11 protein-coding genes are annotated in these 14,280 nt (G+C 68.2%); 5 read left to right on the top strand and 6 right to left on the bottom strand.

What is annotated here, in order from left to right:
• Positions 1 to 229 precede the first annotated feature (229 nt).
• Positions 230 to 583 carry a hypothetical protein gene (locus VE759_RS18780; protein WP_324935225.1) on the bottom strand — a complete coding sequence of 118 codons (354 nt, stop codon included), beginning with the start codon at positions 581 to 583 and terminating at the stop codon, positions 230 to 232.
• Between the two features lie 89 nt (positions 584 to 672).
• On the opposite strand from VE759_RS18780, the gene VE759_RS18775 reads away from it, so the two are divergent.
• From VE759_RS18775 to rfbA, 4 genes are read left to right on the top strand one after another with little or no spacing between them, the layout of a single operon-like run.
• A complete protein-coding gene (locus tag VE759_RS18775) occupies positions 673 to 1,998 on the top strand; it encodes a UDP-glucose/GDP-mannose dehydrogenase family protein (RefSeq protein WP_324935223.1) in 1,326 nt (441 codons plus the stop codon).
• A 10-nt stretch (positions 1,999 to 2,008) separates the two neighbouring features.
• Positions 2,009 to 2,755, top strand: a complete 747-nt coding sequence (locus VE759_RS18770; protein ID WP_324935221.1) for a maleylpyruvate isomerase family mycothiol-dependent enzyme — start codon at positions 2,009 to 2,011, stop codon at positions 2,753 to 2,755.
• A 14-nt stretch (positions 2,756 to 2,769) separates the two neighbouring features.
• Complete coding sequence (locus VE759_RS18765) at positions 2,770 to 3,144, top strand: nuclear transport factor 2 family protein (protein ID WP_324935219.1); 375 nt, start codon at positions 2,770 to 2,772, stop codon at positions 3,142 to 3,144.
• 18 nt (positions 3,145 to 3,162) lie between these two features.
• Positions 3,163 to 4,029: a glucose-1-phosphate thymidylyltransferase RfbA gene (rfbA, locus tag VE759_RS18760; RefSeq protein WP_324935217.1), complete on the top strand. Its 867-nt coding sequence runs from the start codon at positions 3,163 to 3,165 to the stop codon at positions 4,027 to 4,029.
• On the opposite strand, the gene VE759_RS18755 is transcribed toward rfbA, so the two are convergent.
• From VE759_RS18755 to VE759_RS18735, 5 genes are all read right to left on the bottom strand, one after another.
• Positions 3,980 to 5,257 carry a YibE/F family protein gene (locus tag VE759_RS18755; RefSeq protein WP_324935215.1) on the bottom strand — a complete coding sequence of 426 codons (1,278 nt, stop codon included), beginning with the start codon at positions 5,255 to 5,257 and terminating at the stop codon, positions 3,980 to 3,982. The two genes, rfbA and VE759_RS18755, sit on opposite strands and share 50 nt — an antisense overlap.
• Before the next feature lie 22 nt (positions 5,258 to 5,279).
• The gene (locus tag VE759_RS18750; RefSeq protein ID WP_324935213.1) at positions 5,280 to 6,572 is read right to left on the bottom strand and encodes a pyridoxal phosphate-dependent aminotransferase; all 1,293 of its coding nucleotides are present in this window, start codon (positions 6,570 to 6,572) and stop codon (positions 5,280 to 5,282) included.
• A gap of 21 nt (positions 6,573 to 6,593) precedes the next feature.
• Complete coding sequence (locus tag VE759_RS18745; protein ID WP_324935211.1) at positions 6,594 to 9,401, bottom strand: (Fe-S)-binding protein; 2,808 nt, start codon at positions 9,399 to 9,401, stop codon at positions 6,594 to 6,596.
• 139 nt (positions 9,402 to 9,540) lie between these two features.
• Positions 9,541 to 12,045 (bottom strand): isoniazid response ATPase/transcriptional regulator IniR, encoded by a 2,505-nt coding sequence (gene iniR, locus VE759_RS18740; RefSeq protein ID WP_324935209.1) that lies wholly within the window; start codon positions 12,043 to 12,045, stop codon positions 9,541 to 9,543.
• Complete coding sequence (locus VE759_RS18735; RefSeq protein ID WP_324935207.1) at positions 12,042 to 13,847, bottom strand: Hsp70 family protein; 1,806 nt, start codon at positions 13,845 to 13,847, stop codon at positions 12,042 to 12,044. The genes iniR and VE759_RS18735 overlap by 4 nt, the downstream gene beginning before the upstream one ends.
• 263 nt (positions 13,848 to 14,110) lie before the next feature.
• Here VE759_RS18735 and VE759_RS18730 point away from each other — a divergent pair.
• On the top strand, positions 14,111 to 14,280 hold a 170-nt coding region (locus VE759_RS18730; RefSeq protein ID WP_324935227.1), incomplete at its 3' end, for an Rv0340 family IniB-related protein.

Genomic DNA, 14,280 nt, shown 5'->3' with positions numbered 1-14,280 from the left:
CGGCGCAGGCGCCGGCGCCCGCCGCTGCCTCGCCCCCGCCGGCCGCAGCGTCATCGCTGCCGGAAGCACCGGCGGCACCGGCCGGCCCGCCGCCGGGTCAATTGCCGCCATATCCTGCGCCGAATTACCCGCCGGTGTATCAGCCGCCAATCTATGTGCCGCCGCCGGACGTTCAGTGGCCGCCGCCGCGGGTGCCTCCGTACCGTCCGCCGTGGCGCCCGCCGCCGGACTATCCGCCGTCGCACGAGCCGCAGCCGCCATCGTGGACTCCGCCGGGCAAGCCGCCGCAGGATCCGCCGTCGCACCAGCCGGACCAGCCGCCCGCGCTGCAGCCGGGCAATCCGCCGTCGCACCAGCAGCCGCTGGTGCCGGACAGCCCGCCGTCATCCCAGCTGCCGGTGCAGCAAGGGCCGTCCAGCGGCTCTGGAAGCATTGGATCCAGCGGCCCCAGCGGCTCTGGAAGCATTGGATCCAGCGGCCCCAGCGGCTCCAGCGGATCCGGGTCCGCGGGCATCGGCTCCGGCGGATCAACAGGCTCCGGAAGCACCGGCTCGGGCGGCTCGCGGTCGGGCGGCTCGCCCATGTGGCCGAGTAGTTAGTCGTTACCTGCCGTTGGTTTGCCGCTCAGTGTCAGGTCGCTGTTAGCTCATCGCGGTTGCATATATAAGCAGTATGCGGTGCACCGTCTTCGGCACGGGCTATCTCGGTGCAACGCACGCCGCTGGCATGGCCGAACTCGGGCACGACGTCGTCGGTGTCGACATCGACCCCGGTAAGATAGCCAAGCTGGCTGCTGGTGATGTGCCGTTCTATGAGCCGGGCCTGCGAAACATGTTGCGCGACAACCTGACCGCGGGCCGACTGCGCTTCACCACCGACTACGACGTCGCCGCCGAGTTTGCCGACGTGCACTTTCTCGGTGTCGGCACGCCGCAGAAGAAGGGTGAATTCAGCGCGGATTTGCGCCACGTTGATGCGGTCATCGATACCCTTGTGCCGCGTTTGCGCCGCTCTGCGGTGATCGTCGGCAAGTCGACGGTTCCGGTAGGCACCGCGGCCGAACTCAGTTCGCGCGCACGCGCGCTCGCGCACGACGGCGTGGACGTCGAGATCGCGTGGAATCCCGAGTTCCTTCGCGAGGGCTTCGCGGTGCACGACACCCTGCATCCTGACCGCATAGTGCTCGGCATACAAGCCGATTCGGTTCGCGCGGAGGCGGCGATCCGCGAGCTGTATGCTCCACTGCTGGCCGCGGGCGTGCCGTTCTTGTGCACCGACTTGCAGACCGCCGAACTCGTCAAGGTTTCGGCCAACGCCTTTCTCGCGACGAAGATTTCATTCATCAACGCCATCTCTGAGGTTTGCGAGGCCGCCGACGCCGATGTCGCCCTGCTAGCCGAAGCGCTTGGCTATGACCCGCGCATCGGCCGCCGATTCCTCACCGCGGGTTTGGGTTTCGGCGGCGGCTGCTTGCCGAAGGACATCCGGGCATTCATGGCCCGCGCCGGTGAACTCGGTGCCAGCCACGCGCTGACGTTTCTGCGTGAGGTCGACAGCATCAATATGCGTCGGCGGACATTGATGGTCGAGCTGGCCACCAAGGCCTGCGGCGGCTCGTTGCTGGGCGCCAACATCGCGGTGCTCGGTGCGGCGTTCAAGCCAGAGTCCGACGACGTGCGCGACTCGCCGGCGCTCAATGTCGCCGGCATGTTGCAGCTCAACGGCGCGACGGTGAACGTCTACGACCCGAGAGCGATGGAGAATTCCCGGCGGATCTTCCCGACCCTGAATTACTCGACGTCCGCGGTGGAGGCCTGCGAGGGCGCCGACGCCGTGCTCGTGCTTACCGAATGGCGGGAGTTCGTCAACCTCGAGCCGGCGGAACTGGCCGACACCGTGCGCGCGAAAGTCGTTGTCGACGGCCGCAACTGCCTCGACGCGTCGCGCTGGACGGATGCCGGATGGCGGGTCTATTGCCTGGGCAAGCGCAGCCACTAGTGTTGTGCTGGTGGATTACCCAGCGGCGCTGCTGGAGCAGAACGAGGCCTTCGGCGAACTGATCCGCGACGCCGATGCGGCCAGACCCGTGCCGACCTGCCCCGGCTGGACTCTCAAGCAGCTGTTGCGGCATGTCGGCCGCGGCCATCGGTGGGCGGCGCAGATCATCGACGAGCGACGCACCGACTATCTGGATCCACGGGAGGTACGCAACGGCAAGCCGCCCGATGACCCGGCCGGCGCGATCGACTGGCTGCACGGGGGTGCTCGCGGCGTCGTCGAGGCCGTCGACCGCGTCGGCGCCGACACACCGGTGTGGACCTTTCTCGGCCCGCGACCGGCGGCCTGGTGGATCCGGCGCCGGCTGCACGAGGCAACGGTGCACCGCGCCGACGTCGCGATCGCGCTCGGGCTGGACTACCGGCTCGCGCCCGAACTGGCCGCCGATGGCGTGACCGAATGGCTGGAACGCGTCGTTTCGGAGAAGACAACACAGCCGAGTCCCCTAAATCCGGGGCAGACCGTGCACCTGCGGGCCACCGACACCGGCGACCACTGGTTGCTCCGCGGCGGCGACCAGCTGACGCTGACCCGTGAGCCGAACGATGCCGACGCCGGCCCGGTAGCCGACGTCAGCGGGCCGGCCACCGGGCTGCTTCTGGCGATCGTGCGCCGTCGATCCTCAGAGCAGGCCGGGCTGACGGTCTCCGGCGACCCCGGCGCGTGGCGGACCTGGCTGGACCGCACCCCGTTCTGAGCTACCTTGCACACATGACGACTTCGGAGATCGCGACCGTCCTCGCCTGGCACGACGCGCTCAACGCCGGAGACCTTGACACCCTGGTCAGGCTGTCCAGCGACGACATCGACGTCGGCGATGCGAACGGCGCCGCGCAGGGGCATGACGCACTGTGCGACTGGGCCCGCTCGTCGGGAGTGACCGCGGAGCCCGGGCGGATGTACGTGCACGACGGCGTGGTGGTGGTCGAGGAACACATCCGCCTCACGGCGGACCCCGACACCGTGACGACGATGGCCTCGGCCTTTCGGATCGTGCACGATCACGTGACCTCGGTGTTCCGGCATCAGGACCTGGCCAGCGCGCTGGCCGCCACGGACCTCACCGAAAAGGACCTCGTCACCTGACCGTTTAGGCTTTGCTCCATGCGCGGAATCATCCTTGCCGGTGGTTCGGGCACGCGCCTGTACCCGATCACGATGGGCGTCAGCAAGCAGCTGCTGCCCGTCTACGACAAGCCGCTGGTCTACTACCCGCTGTCCACGCTGATGATGGCCGGCATCCGGGACATCCTGGTGATCACCACCGAGGCCGACGCGCCGGCCTTTCGCCGGCTGCTCGGCGACGGCTCGATGTTCGGTCTCAACATCGACTATGCGATCCAGAACCAGCCCGACGGCCTGGCGCAGGCATTTGTCATCGGCGCTCATCACGTCGGCAGCGATACGGTGGCATTGGTGCTGGGCGACAACATCTTCTACGGACCCGGGCTTGGCACCAGCCTGAAGCGCTTCCAAAACGTCAGCGGTGGAGCAATTTTCGCATACTGGGTGGCCAATCCGTCGGCCTATGGAGTGGTGGAGTTCGGAGCCGACGGCACACCACTGTCGCTGGAGGAGAAGCCCGCCACTCCGAAGTCCCACTACGCGGTGCCGGGCCTGTACTTCTACGACAACGACGTGGTCGAGATCGCGCGCTCGCTACGACCTTCTGCCCGTGGCGAATACGAGATCACCGAAATCAACCAGAACTACCTCAACCGCGGGCGGCTGTCCGTCGCGGTGCTCGCTCGCGGGACCGCATGGCTGGACACCGGCACCTTCGACTCGCTGCTGGATGCCAGCGACTATGTGCGCACCATCGAACGCCGCCAAGGATTGAAGATCAGCGTGCCCGAGGAGGTGGCCTGGCGCGTCGGCTTCATCGACGACGAGCAGCTCGCCGCGCGCGCCCATCGGCTGCTCAAGTCAGGCTATGGCGGCTACCTACTGGAACTGCTTGACGGGAAATAGCGCCGGCCGGCGTGGCCAGCACCGCCGCGATCGCGGTGGTAAGTGGCACCGACAACGCCAGCGCGATACCGCCGACCGCCGAGCGGACGATCTCGATTGCCACGCTCTCAGTGGTCAGCACGTCGCCGAGCGACCGACCCGCGACCGAGAACAACAGCAGCAGCGGCAGTGCGCTGCCGGCGTAGGCCAGCACCAGCGTGTAGACGGTGCTGGCGATGTGGTCGCGGCCCACCCGCATCGCGCCGAGAAAGATAGCCCGGCGGGAACTGCCGTCGCCCAGATTGGCCAGCTCGAACACCGTCGACGCCTGGGTGACGGTGACGTCGTTCAGCACACCGAGCGAACCGATGATGAATCCGGCCAGCAGCAGCCCCCGGATCGAGACCTGGCCCATGTACGCGGCGACCTCGTTGTTTTGCTCCTCCGACAGACCGGTGAGATGGGCGAGGTTGATCGCCGCCCACGACAGCAGCCCGGCCGCCAGCAGCGACGTCAGCGTGCCAAGCAGCGCGGCACTGGTGCGCAGGCTCACCCCATGGGCCAGATAGATCACCGCGAACAGGATCGCGGCCGAGGCCACCAGCGCCACCGGGACCGCGGGTGCGCCGTCGCGCAGCGCCGGCAACAGGAACACGACAAGCACCAGGAACGCGACAAGGATGCCGACCAGCGCCAGCAGCCCCCGCCAGCGCGCCACCGCGACGATCACCACCGCGAAAGCCAAGGCCAAACCGACCAGCGGCCAGGTGCGCTCGTAGTCGTAGAACGCATACGTGGTGACGCCTTGCTGATCAACCTGGCGGGTGAGGCGCACGTGCTCGCCGGCGGCGAGCTTCGGCTGGCCCGGCCCGCCGCTGAACTCCAACAAGGTGTTGGCCCCGCTGTTCGGGCCCGAGTCAATCGCGATCAGCGCCTGCGTGCATTGCGCTCCGCCCTCGGGGCTGGAAGCAACTGGATTGGCGGTGAGAACCCTGCCCGCAGAAGGGCTTCCGCAGTACCCGATGGAACTGGACAGCACATGACCCGCCTCGGTCATCACCGCGCCACCGGCCGCGTTCTGAAAGGGCAGCGGAATGTCGACCTTCTGCCGGCTGGGCCAGAGGATGACGGCCCCGATGACGACGGCGAGACCGAACGCTGCCAGTAGGCCGACGACCACTCTGGCCGCGATCGGGCTCAACGGCGCAGCGGTATCGGCCGTGTGTGAATGCGAATGCGAATGCGTCACGCGCACAGGGTAGACGCGGTACCTATTGGCGGTAACTGGCCAGGAAGTTGCCGAGCCGCTCGATCGCCGCCGCCAGCTCCCGCGACCACGGCAGGGTAACGATGCGCAAGTGATCCGGTGCCGGCCAATTGAAACCGCTGCCCTGGGTGACCAGGATCTTTGTCTGCAGCAGTAGATCGAGCACGAGTTGCTCGTCGTCGGCGATGTCGTGCACCTCGGGATCCAGACGCGGGAATGTATACAGCGCTCCTTGCGGTTTCACACAGGAAACTCCGGGGATCTCGTTGAGTTTCGACCATGCGACATCGCGCTGTTCGAGCAGCCGGCCGCCCGGCAACACCAGGTCTTCGATGCTCTGATGGCCACCGAGCGCGACCTGAATGCCGTGCTGTGCGGGCACGTTCGGGCACAGCCGCATGTTGGCCAGCAGGTTGATGCCTTCCAGGAAACTCGCGGCGTGCTCCTTGGGCCCGGTGATCGCCAGCCAGCCCGCGCGATAGCCGGCGACCCGATATGCCTTGGACAGCCCATTGAAGGTCAGGCACAACAGATCTGGAGCTACCGATGCGGTGCAAACATGTTCTACGTCGTCGTAGAGGATCTTGTCGTAGATCTCGTCGGACAACAGCAGCAGTTCGTGTTTTCGCGCGAGATCGGCCATCTGAGTGAGGATTTCGCGGGTGTAGACGGCGCCGGTCGGGTTGTTCGGGTTGATCACGACGAGGGCCTTGGTGCGCTCGGTGATCTTCGACTCCAGGTCCTCGATGTCGGGCATCCAGCTGTTGGTCTCGTCGCACAGGTAATGCACGGGTGTGCCGCCGGCCAACGACGTCGACGCGGTCCACAGCGGATAGTCCGGCGCCGGGATGAGCACCTGATCGCCGTTGTCCAGCAGCGCCTGCAGCGTCATCGTGATCAGTTCGGAAACGCCGTTGCCCAGGTACACGTCGTCGACGTCGAAGCGGGGGAACCCGGGCACCAGCTCGTAACGGGTGACCACCGCCCGCCGCGCAGACAGCACGCCCATCGAGTCCGAGTAGCCCTGCGCGTACGGCAGCGCCTGGATGATGTCGCGCATGATGACGTCGGGCGCCTCGAAGCCGAACGGCGCGGGATTGCCGATGTTGAGCTTCAGAATGCGGTGACCTTCGGCCTCCAGCCGCGCGGCATGAGCATGCACCGGCCCGCGAATCTCGTACAAGACGTCTTGCAGCTTCGTGGACTGCGCAAACGTCCGCTGCCGATGGTGATGCCCGGCCGCATGCCATGGCAGCTGGTGAGTGGTCACGTGCCCAATGATGCCATTGCTGTCCAACGAGTTTGGCCCGGACCGTGGTTATCGCTTGCCGGGTGGGCGTGCGCCGCGCGCGATCCCGAGGCCCTTGACCGGCGGTGACGTCGTTTCGCGCGCGCCGTCGTCAGCCGACGCCGCGGGCTCGGCCGCGCCCGAATCGGCTTGTGTCGCTTCGGCCGCCGGCTCCGACGGCTTCGGATTCGGTGGCGCGCTTTGCTTCCTGGCGCCTGGTCGCCTGGCTCCCGCCGCGATGCCGAGCCCCTTCACTGGCGGCTCTGCGGCGGCCGGCGCCGGTTCCGTCCCGGTGGGCGCCGGTTCGGCAGCCGTCGATGTCGGCTCGGCGGCCGCAGTGGACGCTCCGGTCGCGGTGGGCGCTTCGGCTGCCGGAGGCGCCGCGGCCGGGGGTGGACTCTTCTTCGCCCCGGGTCGCTTCGCGCCACCGGCGATGCCCAGCCCGGTGACCGGCTTGGCGGCGGCCTTTTCGGCCGCCTGCCCGGCGCCCGGTGCCGCGCCCGGCGCCGATGATGCCGCTGCCGGCGCCGACGGTGCCGCGCCCGGCGCCGATGACGCCGCTGCCGGCGCCGATGATGCCGCGGGTGCGGCAGCCGGCTTTTCCTCCGGCTCCTTCTTGGGCGGCAGCGTCACCGTGCCGCGGTCGAGCGCGCCGAGCAGCAGTTGAGCCACGTCGAGCACCTCGACGCCTTCGCCCTTGCCCTCATCCTGGCGATCGGTGAGGCCGTCGGTCATCATCACCCGGCAGAACGGGCAGCCGGTCGCGATCTTCGCCGAGTCGCCGACGGTCATCAGCGCCTCGTCGACGCGTTCGTGGTTGACCCGCTTGCCGATGTGCTCTTCCATCCACATCCGCGCACCGCCGGCGCCGCAGCACAGGCCGGTCTCGGCGTGCCGTGGCATCTCTTTCAGGGTCACGCCGGACGCGCCGATCAGCTCGCGCGGCGCCTCGTACACCTTGTTGTGCCGGCCCAGATAGCACGGGTCGTGATAGGTGACGTCCTGGGTCATCGGTGTCACCGGCACCAGCTTCTTCTCCCGCACCAGGCGGTTGAGCAGCTGGGTGTGGTGCACCACCGAATAGTTGGCACCCAGCTGCCGGTACTCGCGGCCGATGGTGTTGAAGCAATGCGGGCACGTCACGACGATCTTGCGGTCGACGGTCTCGACGCCCTCGAACATGCCGTCCAGCGTTTCCACGGCCTGCTGCGCCAGCTGCTGGAACAGGAACTCGTTGCCGGAGCGCCGCGCCGAGTCGCCGTTGCAGGTCTCCTCGGCGCCAAGCACCAGATACTTCACCCCGGCGATCGCCAGTAGTTCTGCGACCGCTTTCGTCGTCCGCTTGGCCCGATCCTCGAACGCGCCCGCGCAGCCGACCCAGAACAGGTACTCATAGCCGTCGAAGCTCTCGGCGTCTACGCCATAGACCGGGACGTCGAAGTCGACCTCGGCTATCCAGTTGAGCCGATCCTTGGCGTTCTGGCCCCACGGATTCGACTTTGTCTCAAGGTTTTTGAACAGCAGCGACAGCTCTGACGGAAACTCCGACTCCATCATCACCTGATAGCGGCGCATGTCGACGATGTGGTCGACGTGCTCGATGTCGACCGGGCACTGTTCCACGCAGGCGCCGCAGGTGGTGCACGACCACAGCACGTCGGGATCGATCACGCCACCCTGCTCGAGTGTGCCCACCAGCGGGCGCGTCGCCTGCTCGGGCCCGGACCCCGGCACTCGGCCGAACCCGGACTCCGGTACGTGGTGTTGCTCGCCGCGGCCGGTTTCGATATAGCCGCCCTCGCCGGCCTCGTGGTCGGGAACGTCCTTGTCGCCGAGGATGTAGGGTGCCTTGGCCATCCAGTGGTCGCGCAGGTCCATGATGACGAGCTTTGGCGACAGCGGTTTGCCGGTGTTCCAGGCCGGGCACTGCGACTGGCAGCGGCCGCACTCCGTACACGTGGCGAAGTCGAGCATGCCCTTCCACGTGAAGTCCTCGATCTTGCCCCGGCCGAACACATCGTCCTCGCCGGGATCCTCGAAGTTGATCGGCTTGCCGCCGGATTCCATCGGCAGCAATGGGCCGAGGCCGTCCGGCAGTCGCTTGAACGTGACGTTGACCGGCGCCAAGAAGATGTGCAGATGCTTGGAGTGCAGCACGATCAGCAGGAACGCCAGCATCACCGCGATGTGCAGCAGCAGCGCGACGGTCTCGAGGACCTCGTTGCCGGTGTGACCGAGTGGATGCAGCAGCCAACCCATGAAGTGCGAAAAGAACGCGCCTCCGCCGTATGGCAAGGTGCCGTTGTTCGCCGACGAGCCGCGGAAAAGCGCGTAGGTCCAGATCACGTTGAAGATCATGAACAGGATCAGCCATGCGCCGCCGAGATGGCTGCCGTAGAACCTCGACTCGCGGCCGTATTCCCTCGGCTCCTGCGTCAGCCGGATGATCGCGAACGTGGTGATGCCGAGCAGCACCGCGAGCGCGAAAAAGTCCTGCAGGAAGCCCAGCGCGTCCCACCGGCCGATGATCGGGATGTGGAAGTTCGGCTGGAACAACACCCCGTAGGCCTCGATGTAGACCGTGAGCAGGACGACGAAGCCCCAGAAGGTGAAGAAATGCGCGAGCCCGGGGATTGACCAGCGCAGCAGCCTCGTCTGCCCGAAGACTTCCTCGATTTGCGTCATGAGCCGCCGGCCGAGGTGCGCGGTGCGCCCGGTGGCCGGCTGCCCGGACCGGACCAGCTTGGTCAGCCAGCCGACGCGCCGCAGCGCGAAGGCCGCCACCACCGCGGTCATCGCCAGGCCGACGACCAGCCGGATCAGCGTCTGCGTTGTCACTGCATCCCCATCCCTGAGTTACTCGATAGTAACTTAACTATAGTTACTCGCCGGTAACTTAACCTGAGTGCCTGCTCATAGTTGCATCCGAGCGACCACGCCCGCTACGTAGGATCCCCTAAGTCGCCGGCAACCGGGCTCAACTTTGCGAGGCGAGCATCGTCCGCAGCATCGACAACATCTCCGAGCGTGAATCCGCACCCAGCCTGCGCCGGATCCGCGCGACGTGATGCTCTACGGTCTTCGCCGAAATGAACAGCTGACCGCCGATATCGCGGTACGGCATGCCCAGCAGCAACAGTTCGGCGACCTCGCGCTCGCGCTCGGACAGCCGCGTCGAGGCCGGCTGCGCCGGTGCTCCACCTGCGGTCGGCGCCAGGCTTGGCTCGGCCGCCCGGGCCTCGTCGACCGGCGAGGCCATCTTGAGGTCACGGGCGAGCTGCAGCATCGCGCTCGAAACCCTGGCGTCGGCGGCCTGCAGCGCGGCCTGGCTTGCCAATCGGGTGGCGTCCCAGGTGTGCCCGAACTCCGACAGCCCCCGCCCGGCGGCCGTGACCTCGTCGATATCGACGTGGTTGGCCAGCACGCGCAGCCACACCCGTCCGGCTCCGGCAAGGCATTTCGCGAATGCGCTGTGCGCGGCCGCCGCGCTCAGAGCCTGGCCGTGCGGTGCGACCGCCTCGGGCGAGTTCGCCAGAATGCCGGCGTGCACACCGGACCAGTGCAGCGGCACCGACCACAACACCGGGTTGCCCAGAGCATGCAGCAACGCCGATGCCTGGTCGAGCTGGTGCTGTAGCCGGTCCATCTGGCGCAGTCGCGCGGCTGCCACCCACAGCTCGCCGAGCGGCAGCAACGAGAACAGGTCGACCGAGTATTCGGCCAGCACTTCCATCGCGGCGTACCAATGCTTTTGCAACGCGCCGCCGTCGCCGGTGCGCCGGGCGATGCCAGTACGCAGGGCGGTCAGCCACAGCGCGTCGCGCCGATGCAGGCTCGATTCGCCGGCCGCCGCCACGTCCGCACTCGCCGACGTGAGCTGGCCGTCCTGCATCTTGACCCACGCGAGCAGCAGTCGGTGCCGGGGTGTGCGGGCATCGTCGCCGCCGCCGCGCAGCGCCCGCGTGATGACGCTGCGGGCGCGCACCGGGTCGCCGCCGTGCAACGCTGCCAATGCGAGCAACGCGGCCGGCGTGTCCGGCGCGGCTTTGGAAACCGACTGGTCGCCGGCGAGCGCCTGGCCCAGCCGGGCAACCGCGACCGGGAAGGGCTGATCCAGCGACAGCAGCAGGCCGTCGGCCAGGCTGCGCGCCGCACGCGCGGCGGTGGTCGGCGGCCCGCTGACCTTGCCCTCCAACGCCGCCCGCGCCGCTGCCGCATCGCCCGCGCCCACCAGCACCACCGCGCCGGCGGCGCTGACAAACGCATCCGGATCCGGCCCGAGCCAGCGGAACAGATCCGCCGCCTGACTCGAATTGCCGTCGTGCACAGCGATCGACGCGGCGATCCGCACGGCGGCCGCACGCTTAGCCGGGTCGTCGGAGATCAGTAGGTCATCGGCCAGCTGTCCGGCCGTCGCGCAGTCACCGGTGAGGGCCAGCGCATCGGCCAGCCGGGCGTCGAGCCTGACCGCGCCGGCGTCGACGGCCGCTCGATACAGCCGTGCCGCGCGAACCGGCTGTCCACGCGACTGTGCGGCGTGCTGCTGGAGCACATTGGCAAGCCGGTCGTCGCGCATGCCGTGTTCGGCCAGCCGCAGCGCGAGGTCCGTCGACAGCGTCGACATCTCCAGCTGCGACGCCAGCAGCGACGTCTCCACATCGTGATGCCGTGCGGCGCCGACGATCTGAGTGACCGCACGGTGCACCGAGCGCAGGAACGGCGGGCGGTGCGACGCCTCGACAAGGCCGGTCGCACGGGCGCGGTCGACCAGCAACTGCGCGTCGCCGCCCGGCAGCCCCAGCGCCGCCGCGACGTCGGCCGCGCCGAGCTCGGGGCTGAGCGACGTGATCAGCAGCGCCTCGAGCACCGGCTCGTCGACCCGGCGCAACCGGTCGATGAGCGCAAACCGGGCCGCCTGAGCGAACACCACCGCCGGTGCGTCGTCGTCGAGCGACTGCGCCGCGTCCAGCGCCGCGCGGACCAGCAGCGGCACACCGGCCGTCGCGACCATCAGGCTTCTGAGCGACTCGTTTGTCGGCGCGTTCGGCAGCACCCCCGCGACGGCGCCGTGCAGCTCGGAGGGCGCCAGCGCACCCAACGCCACCACGGCGTTCTCCCGCTCGATCGCCTTCGTGAGCGCGCGCAGTGCGCCGTTGTGCCGGTGCGGCTCAGCGGCGACGACGATGGTCGCGTCGAGGTCGGACACCCGGTCGGCCAGCGCCTGCAGCTCGTCATCGGCTAGCAGGTGGGCGTCGTCGATAACGATTGCACCGGTGGGCTTTTCGCCGGATGGCGGCAGGCTGGTCAGCACCGGCACATCGGCGGCGCGAAGCGTCGAGCGGACGGCGCTCAGCACGGTGGTCTTGCCGGTGCCGATGCCGCCGCACACCAGGAGCTTGGTCGGTGACGCGGGCGTGTGCGCCAACGCGCTTACGGCGTCACGAGCTTGTGGCGGGATGTCGCTCGGCGCCGGAGCGTTCATGGCCTAAGGGGCCTAATGGGCGGGTTCACGGGCGCCGATGTGGTCGGCGGCGCCGCCGACGTGGTTTGCGTTCGCGTCGTGGTGGTCGGCTGTGTCGTCGTGGTAGTCGGCTGTGTTGTCGTGGTGGTGGGCTGTGTTGTCGTGGTGGTGGTGGTCTGCGCCGGCGTGGTCGTCGGCGCGGCGGTGCTGCTCGGCGGCGGCGGCGGCGGGGGTGCCTGCGTCGTCACCACGGTTGGCTGGCCGTTGTCGCCGGTGACCGTGACGGTTTGCGGTGGCGGCGGCGTGCCGGGGGCCGGCGCCGCGGATGTCGGTGCGGGCGCGGTGGTTTTGCTGGGATTGGTCGTACTGCTTTTGCTGGTCAGTGTCACTGCCAAACCGCTCAGTGCCAGCACAAGCAACGCGGCCGCGGCCGCGAAGATCAACTGCGGGCGGCGATACCACGGCAGCGGTGCCTCTTCGGGCGCCGCTGTTTCCTCATCACGACGGAACTCCATGGGGGGGCGCGCGCCCGCCACTGCCGTGTCGTGCCCGTACTCTTCGCCGGCGTAGGGCACCACCTCCGGCCCGGCGGTGTCGTCTTCGGACCACGCCAGCGCACGAAACGTCGCAGACTGCGCGCCATCCGTGGCGGACTCGCCGGCCGCCGTACCCGCGGCACCCGCCGCCCATGCCGCGGTCGCCATGCCGGTCGGCGCGTCGGCGGCCGCGGCCATACCCGTCGGTGCATCGGCGGCCGCGGCCATGCCGGTCGGCGCGTCGGCGGCCGGACCCTGCTCGGCCAGCAGCGCCGCGCCGGCCGCGGTGGTCAGCATTGGCTGCCCGGTGGTCACCAACGGCACGCGCAGCCGTTCCGAAAGCCGTTGCGTGACCAGCGGGATGGCGGCGCCTCCACCCACGGTGGCCACCGCGCTCAGTTTGGCAGCCGGAATCCCGTTGGCATCCAACGACTCTTCAAGACCGGAAATAACGCTGCCGAACGGGCCTTCGATGAGGCTCTCCAGTTCGGTTCTGGTCAGCCGAATGTCGGAGCGATAGCCGGGAAGCTCTGCGACCAGCACGGTGGCGGTGTCGGCGGATAGCCGTTCCTTGGCTTGACGGCATTCGTCGCGCAGCCTGTTCAGCGCCCCGACCGCGGTCGTCGCGGCCGGATCCACTCCGCCCGATTTCGAGATGTCGGCCAGCACATGGGTGAGGATTGCCTGGTCGATCTGGTCGCCGGAAAACTCGGTCACTCGGACCGTCTCACCGACCGGCTCGAAGTTGGATGCCGCGTCCGCCAGCGTGATGTTGGTGCCGCTGCCGCCGAAATCAAGCAGCGCGACCACGCCTTCCGCCGGCAGTCCCGGATTGCGCTGCAGCGCAGTGATCGCCGCGGCGGCGTCGGAAATCAGTGGGGCCGGAACGCCGTTGGGGGAGAGGTTCGGCTTGGTGCGCAACACCCCCCGCAGCGCTCCGAGCACCGCAGGGCCCCAGTGCGCCGGGACCACTATCGCAACATCCGACGGCGGTGTGCCGTTGGAGACGGTGTACACCATCGCGTCCAGGGCCTCCACCAGCAACCGCTCGGCTCGGTGGGTTGTTCCGTCGGCGGCCACCAGTGGCACCGGATCCCCGACCCGCTCCACGAACCCGGTCATCACCAGGCCCTGCTCGTCGAGATTGGGGTTCTCCACCGGCACGCCGACCTCGGGTGCCCGATGGGAGTAAAGCGTCAACACCGACCGGCGCGCGACGGGCGGACTATCCGGGCGCGCCGCGACCAGGTTGGTCATCCCGACGGATAACCCCAGCGAGTCGCTCATGTCACCCCTGAATGTGGCTGGTCTTGACGGCCCTGTCAGCGATCATGTCGGCGGGCGTTCCTCACGATAGCGGCTTGCTGGGCCGGTGGGGCGCAACATCCCCTAAGTGGGCCGAACCCCCTAATGCCGCTCCCCCTAATCGGCGCTCGGCAGAGGTGGGTTCGTCACCGATCACCCGGCGATGCCGGCTGGATAGCATCGGAGTCAACCAATCGGATTCGCATGTGCTAGCGAATCGACACCCGCACATAGGGAGGTGTGCCATGGCGAACTCGCTGCTCGACTTCGTGATGTCGTTGGTTCGGGATTCCGACGCTGCGGCAGCCTACAACGCCAACCCCGCTCAGGCGATCGCCGATGCTCACCTGACCGACGTCACAAGCGCCGATGTGAACAGTTTGATACCGGTGGTGTCCGAGTCGTTCTCGACGGG

Source organism: Mycobacterium sp., assembly GCF_035640695.1.
GTDB lineage: Bacteria > Actinomycetota > Actinomycetes > Mycobacteriales > Mycobacteriaceae > Mycobacterium.
This window is presented reverse-complemented; position numbering and strand designations above follow the sequence as displayed.

What these genes read in the sequence shown, in the direction of transcription:
- VE759_RS18780 (WP_324935225.1), bottom strand. Translation starts at nt 583, where the DNA reads ATGGGCGAGCCGCCCGACCGCGAGCCGCCCGAGCCGGTGCTTCCGGAG.
- VE759_RS18775 (WP_324935223.1), top strand. Translation starts at nt 673, where the DNA reads ATGCGGTGCACCGTCTTCGGCACGGGCTATCTCGGTGCAACGCACGCC.
- VE759_RS18735 (WP_324935207.1), bottom strand. Translation starts at nt 13,847, where the DNA reads ATGAGCGACTCGCTGGGGTTATCCGTCGGGATGACCAACCTGGTCGCG.
- iniR (WP_324935209.1), bottom strand. Translation starts at nt 12,045, where the DNA reads ATGAACGCTCCGGCGCCGAGCGACATCCCGCCACAAGCTCGTGACGCC.
- rfbA (WP_324935217.1), top strand. Translation starts at nt 3,163, where the DNA reads ATGCGCGGAATCATCCTTGCCGGTGGTTCGGGCACGCGCCTGTACCCG.
- VE759_RS18765 (WP_324935219.1), top strand. Translation starts at nt 2,770, where the DNA reads ATGACGACTTCGGAGATCGCGACCGTCCTCGCCTGGCACGACGCGCTC.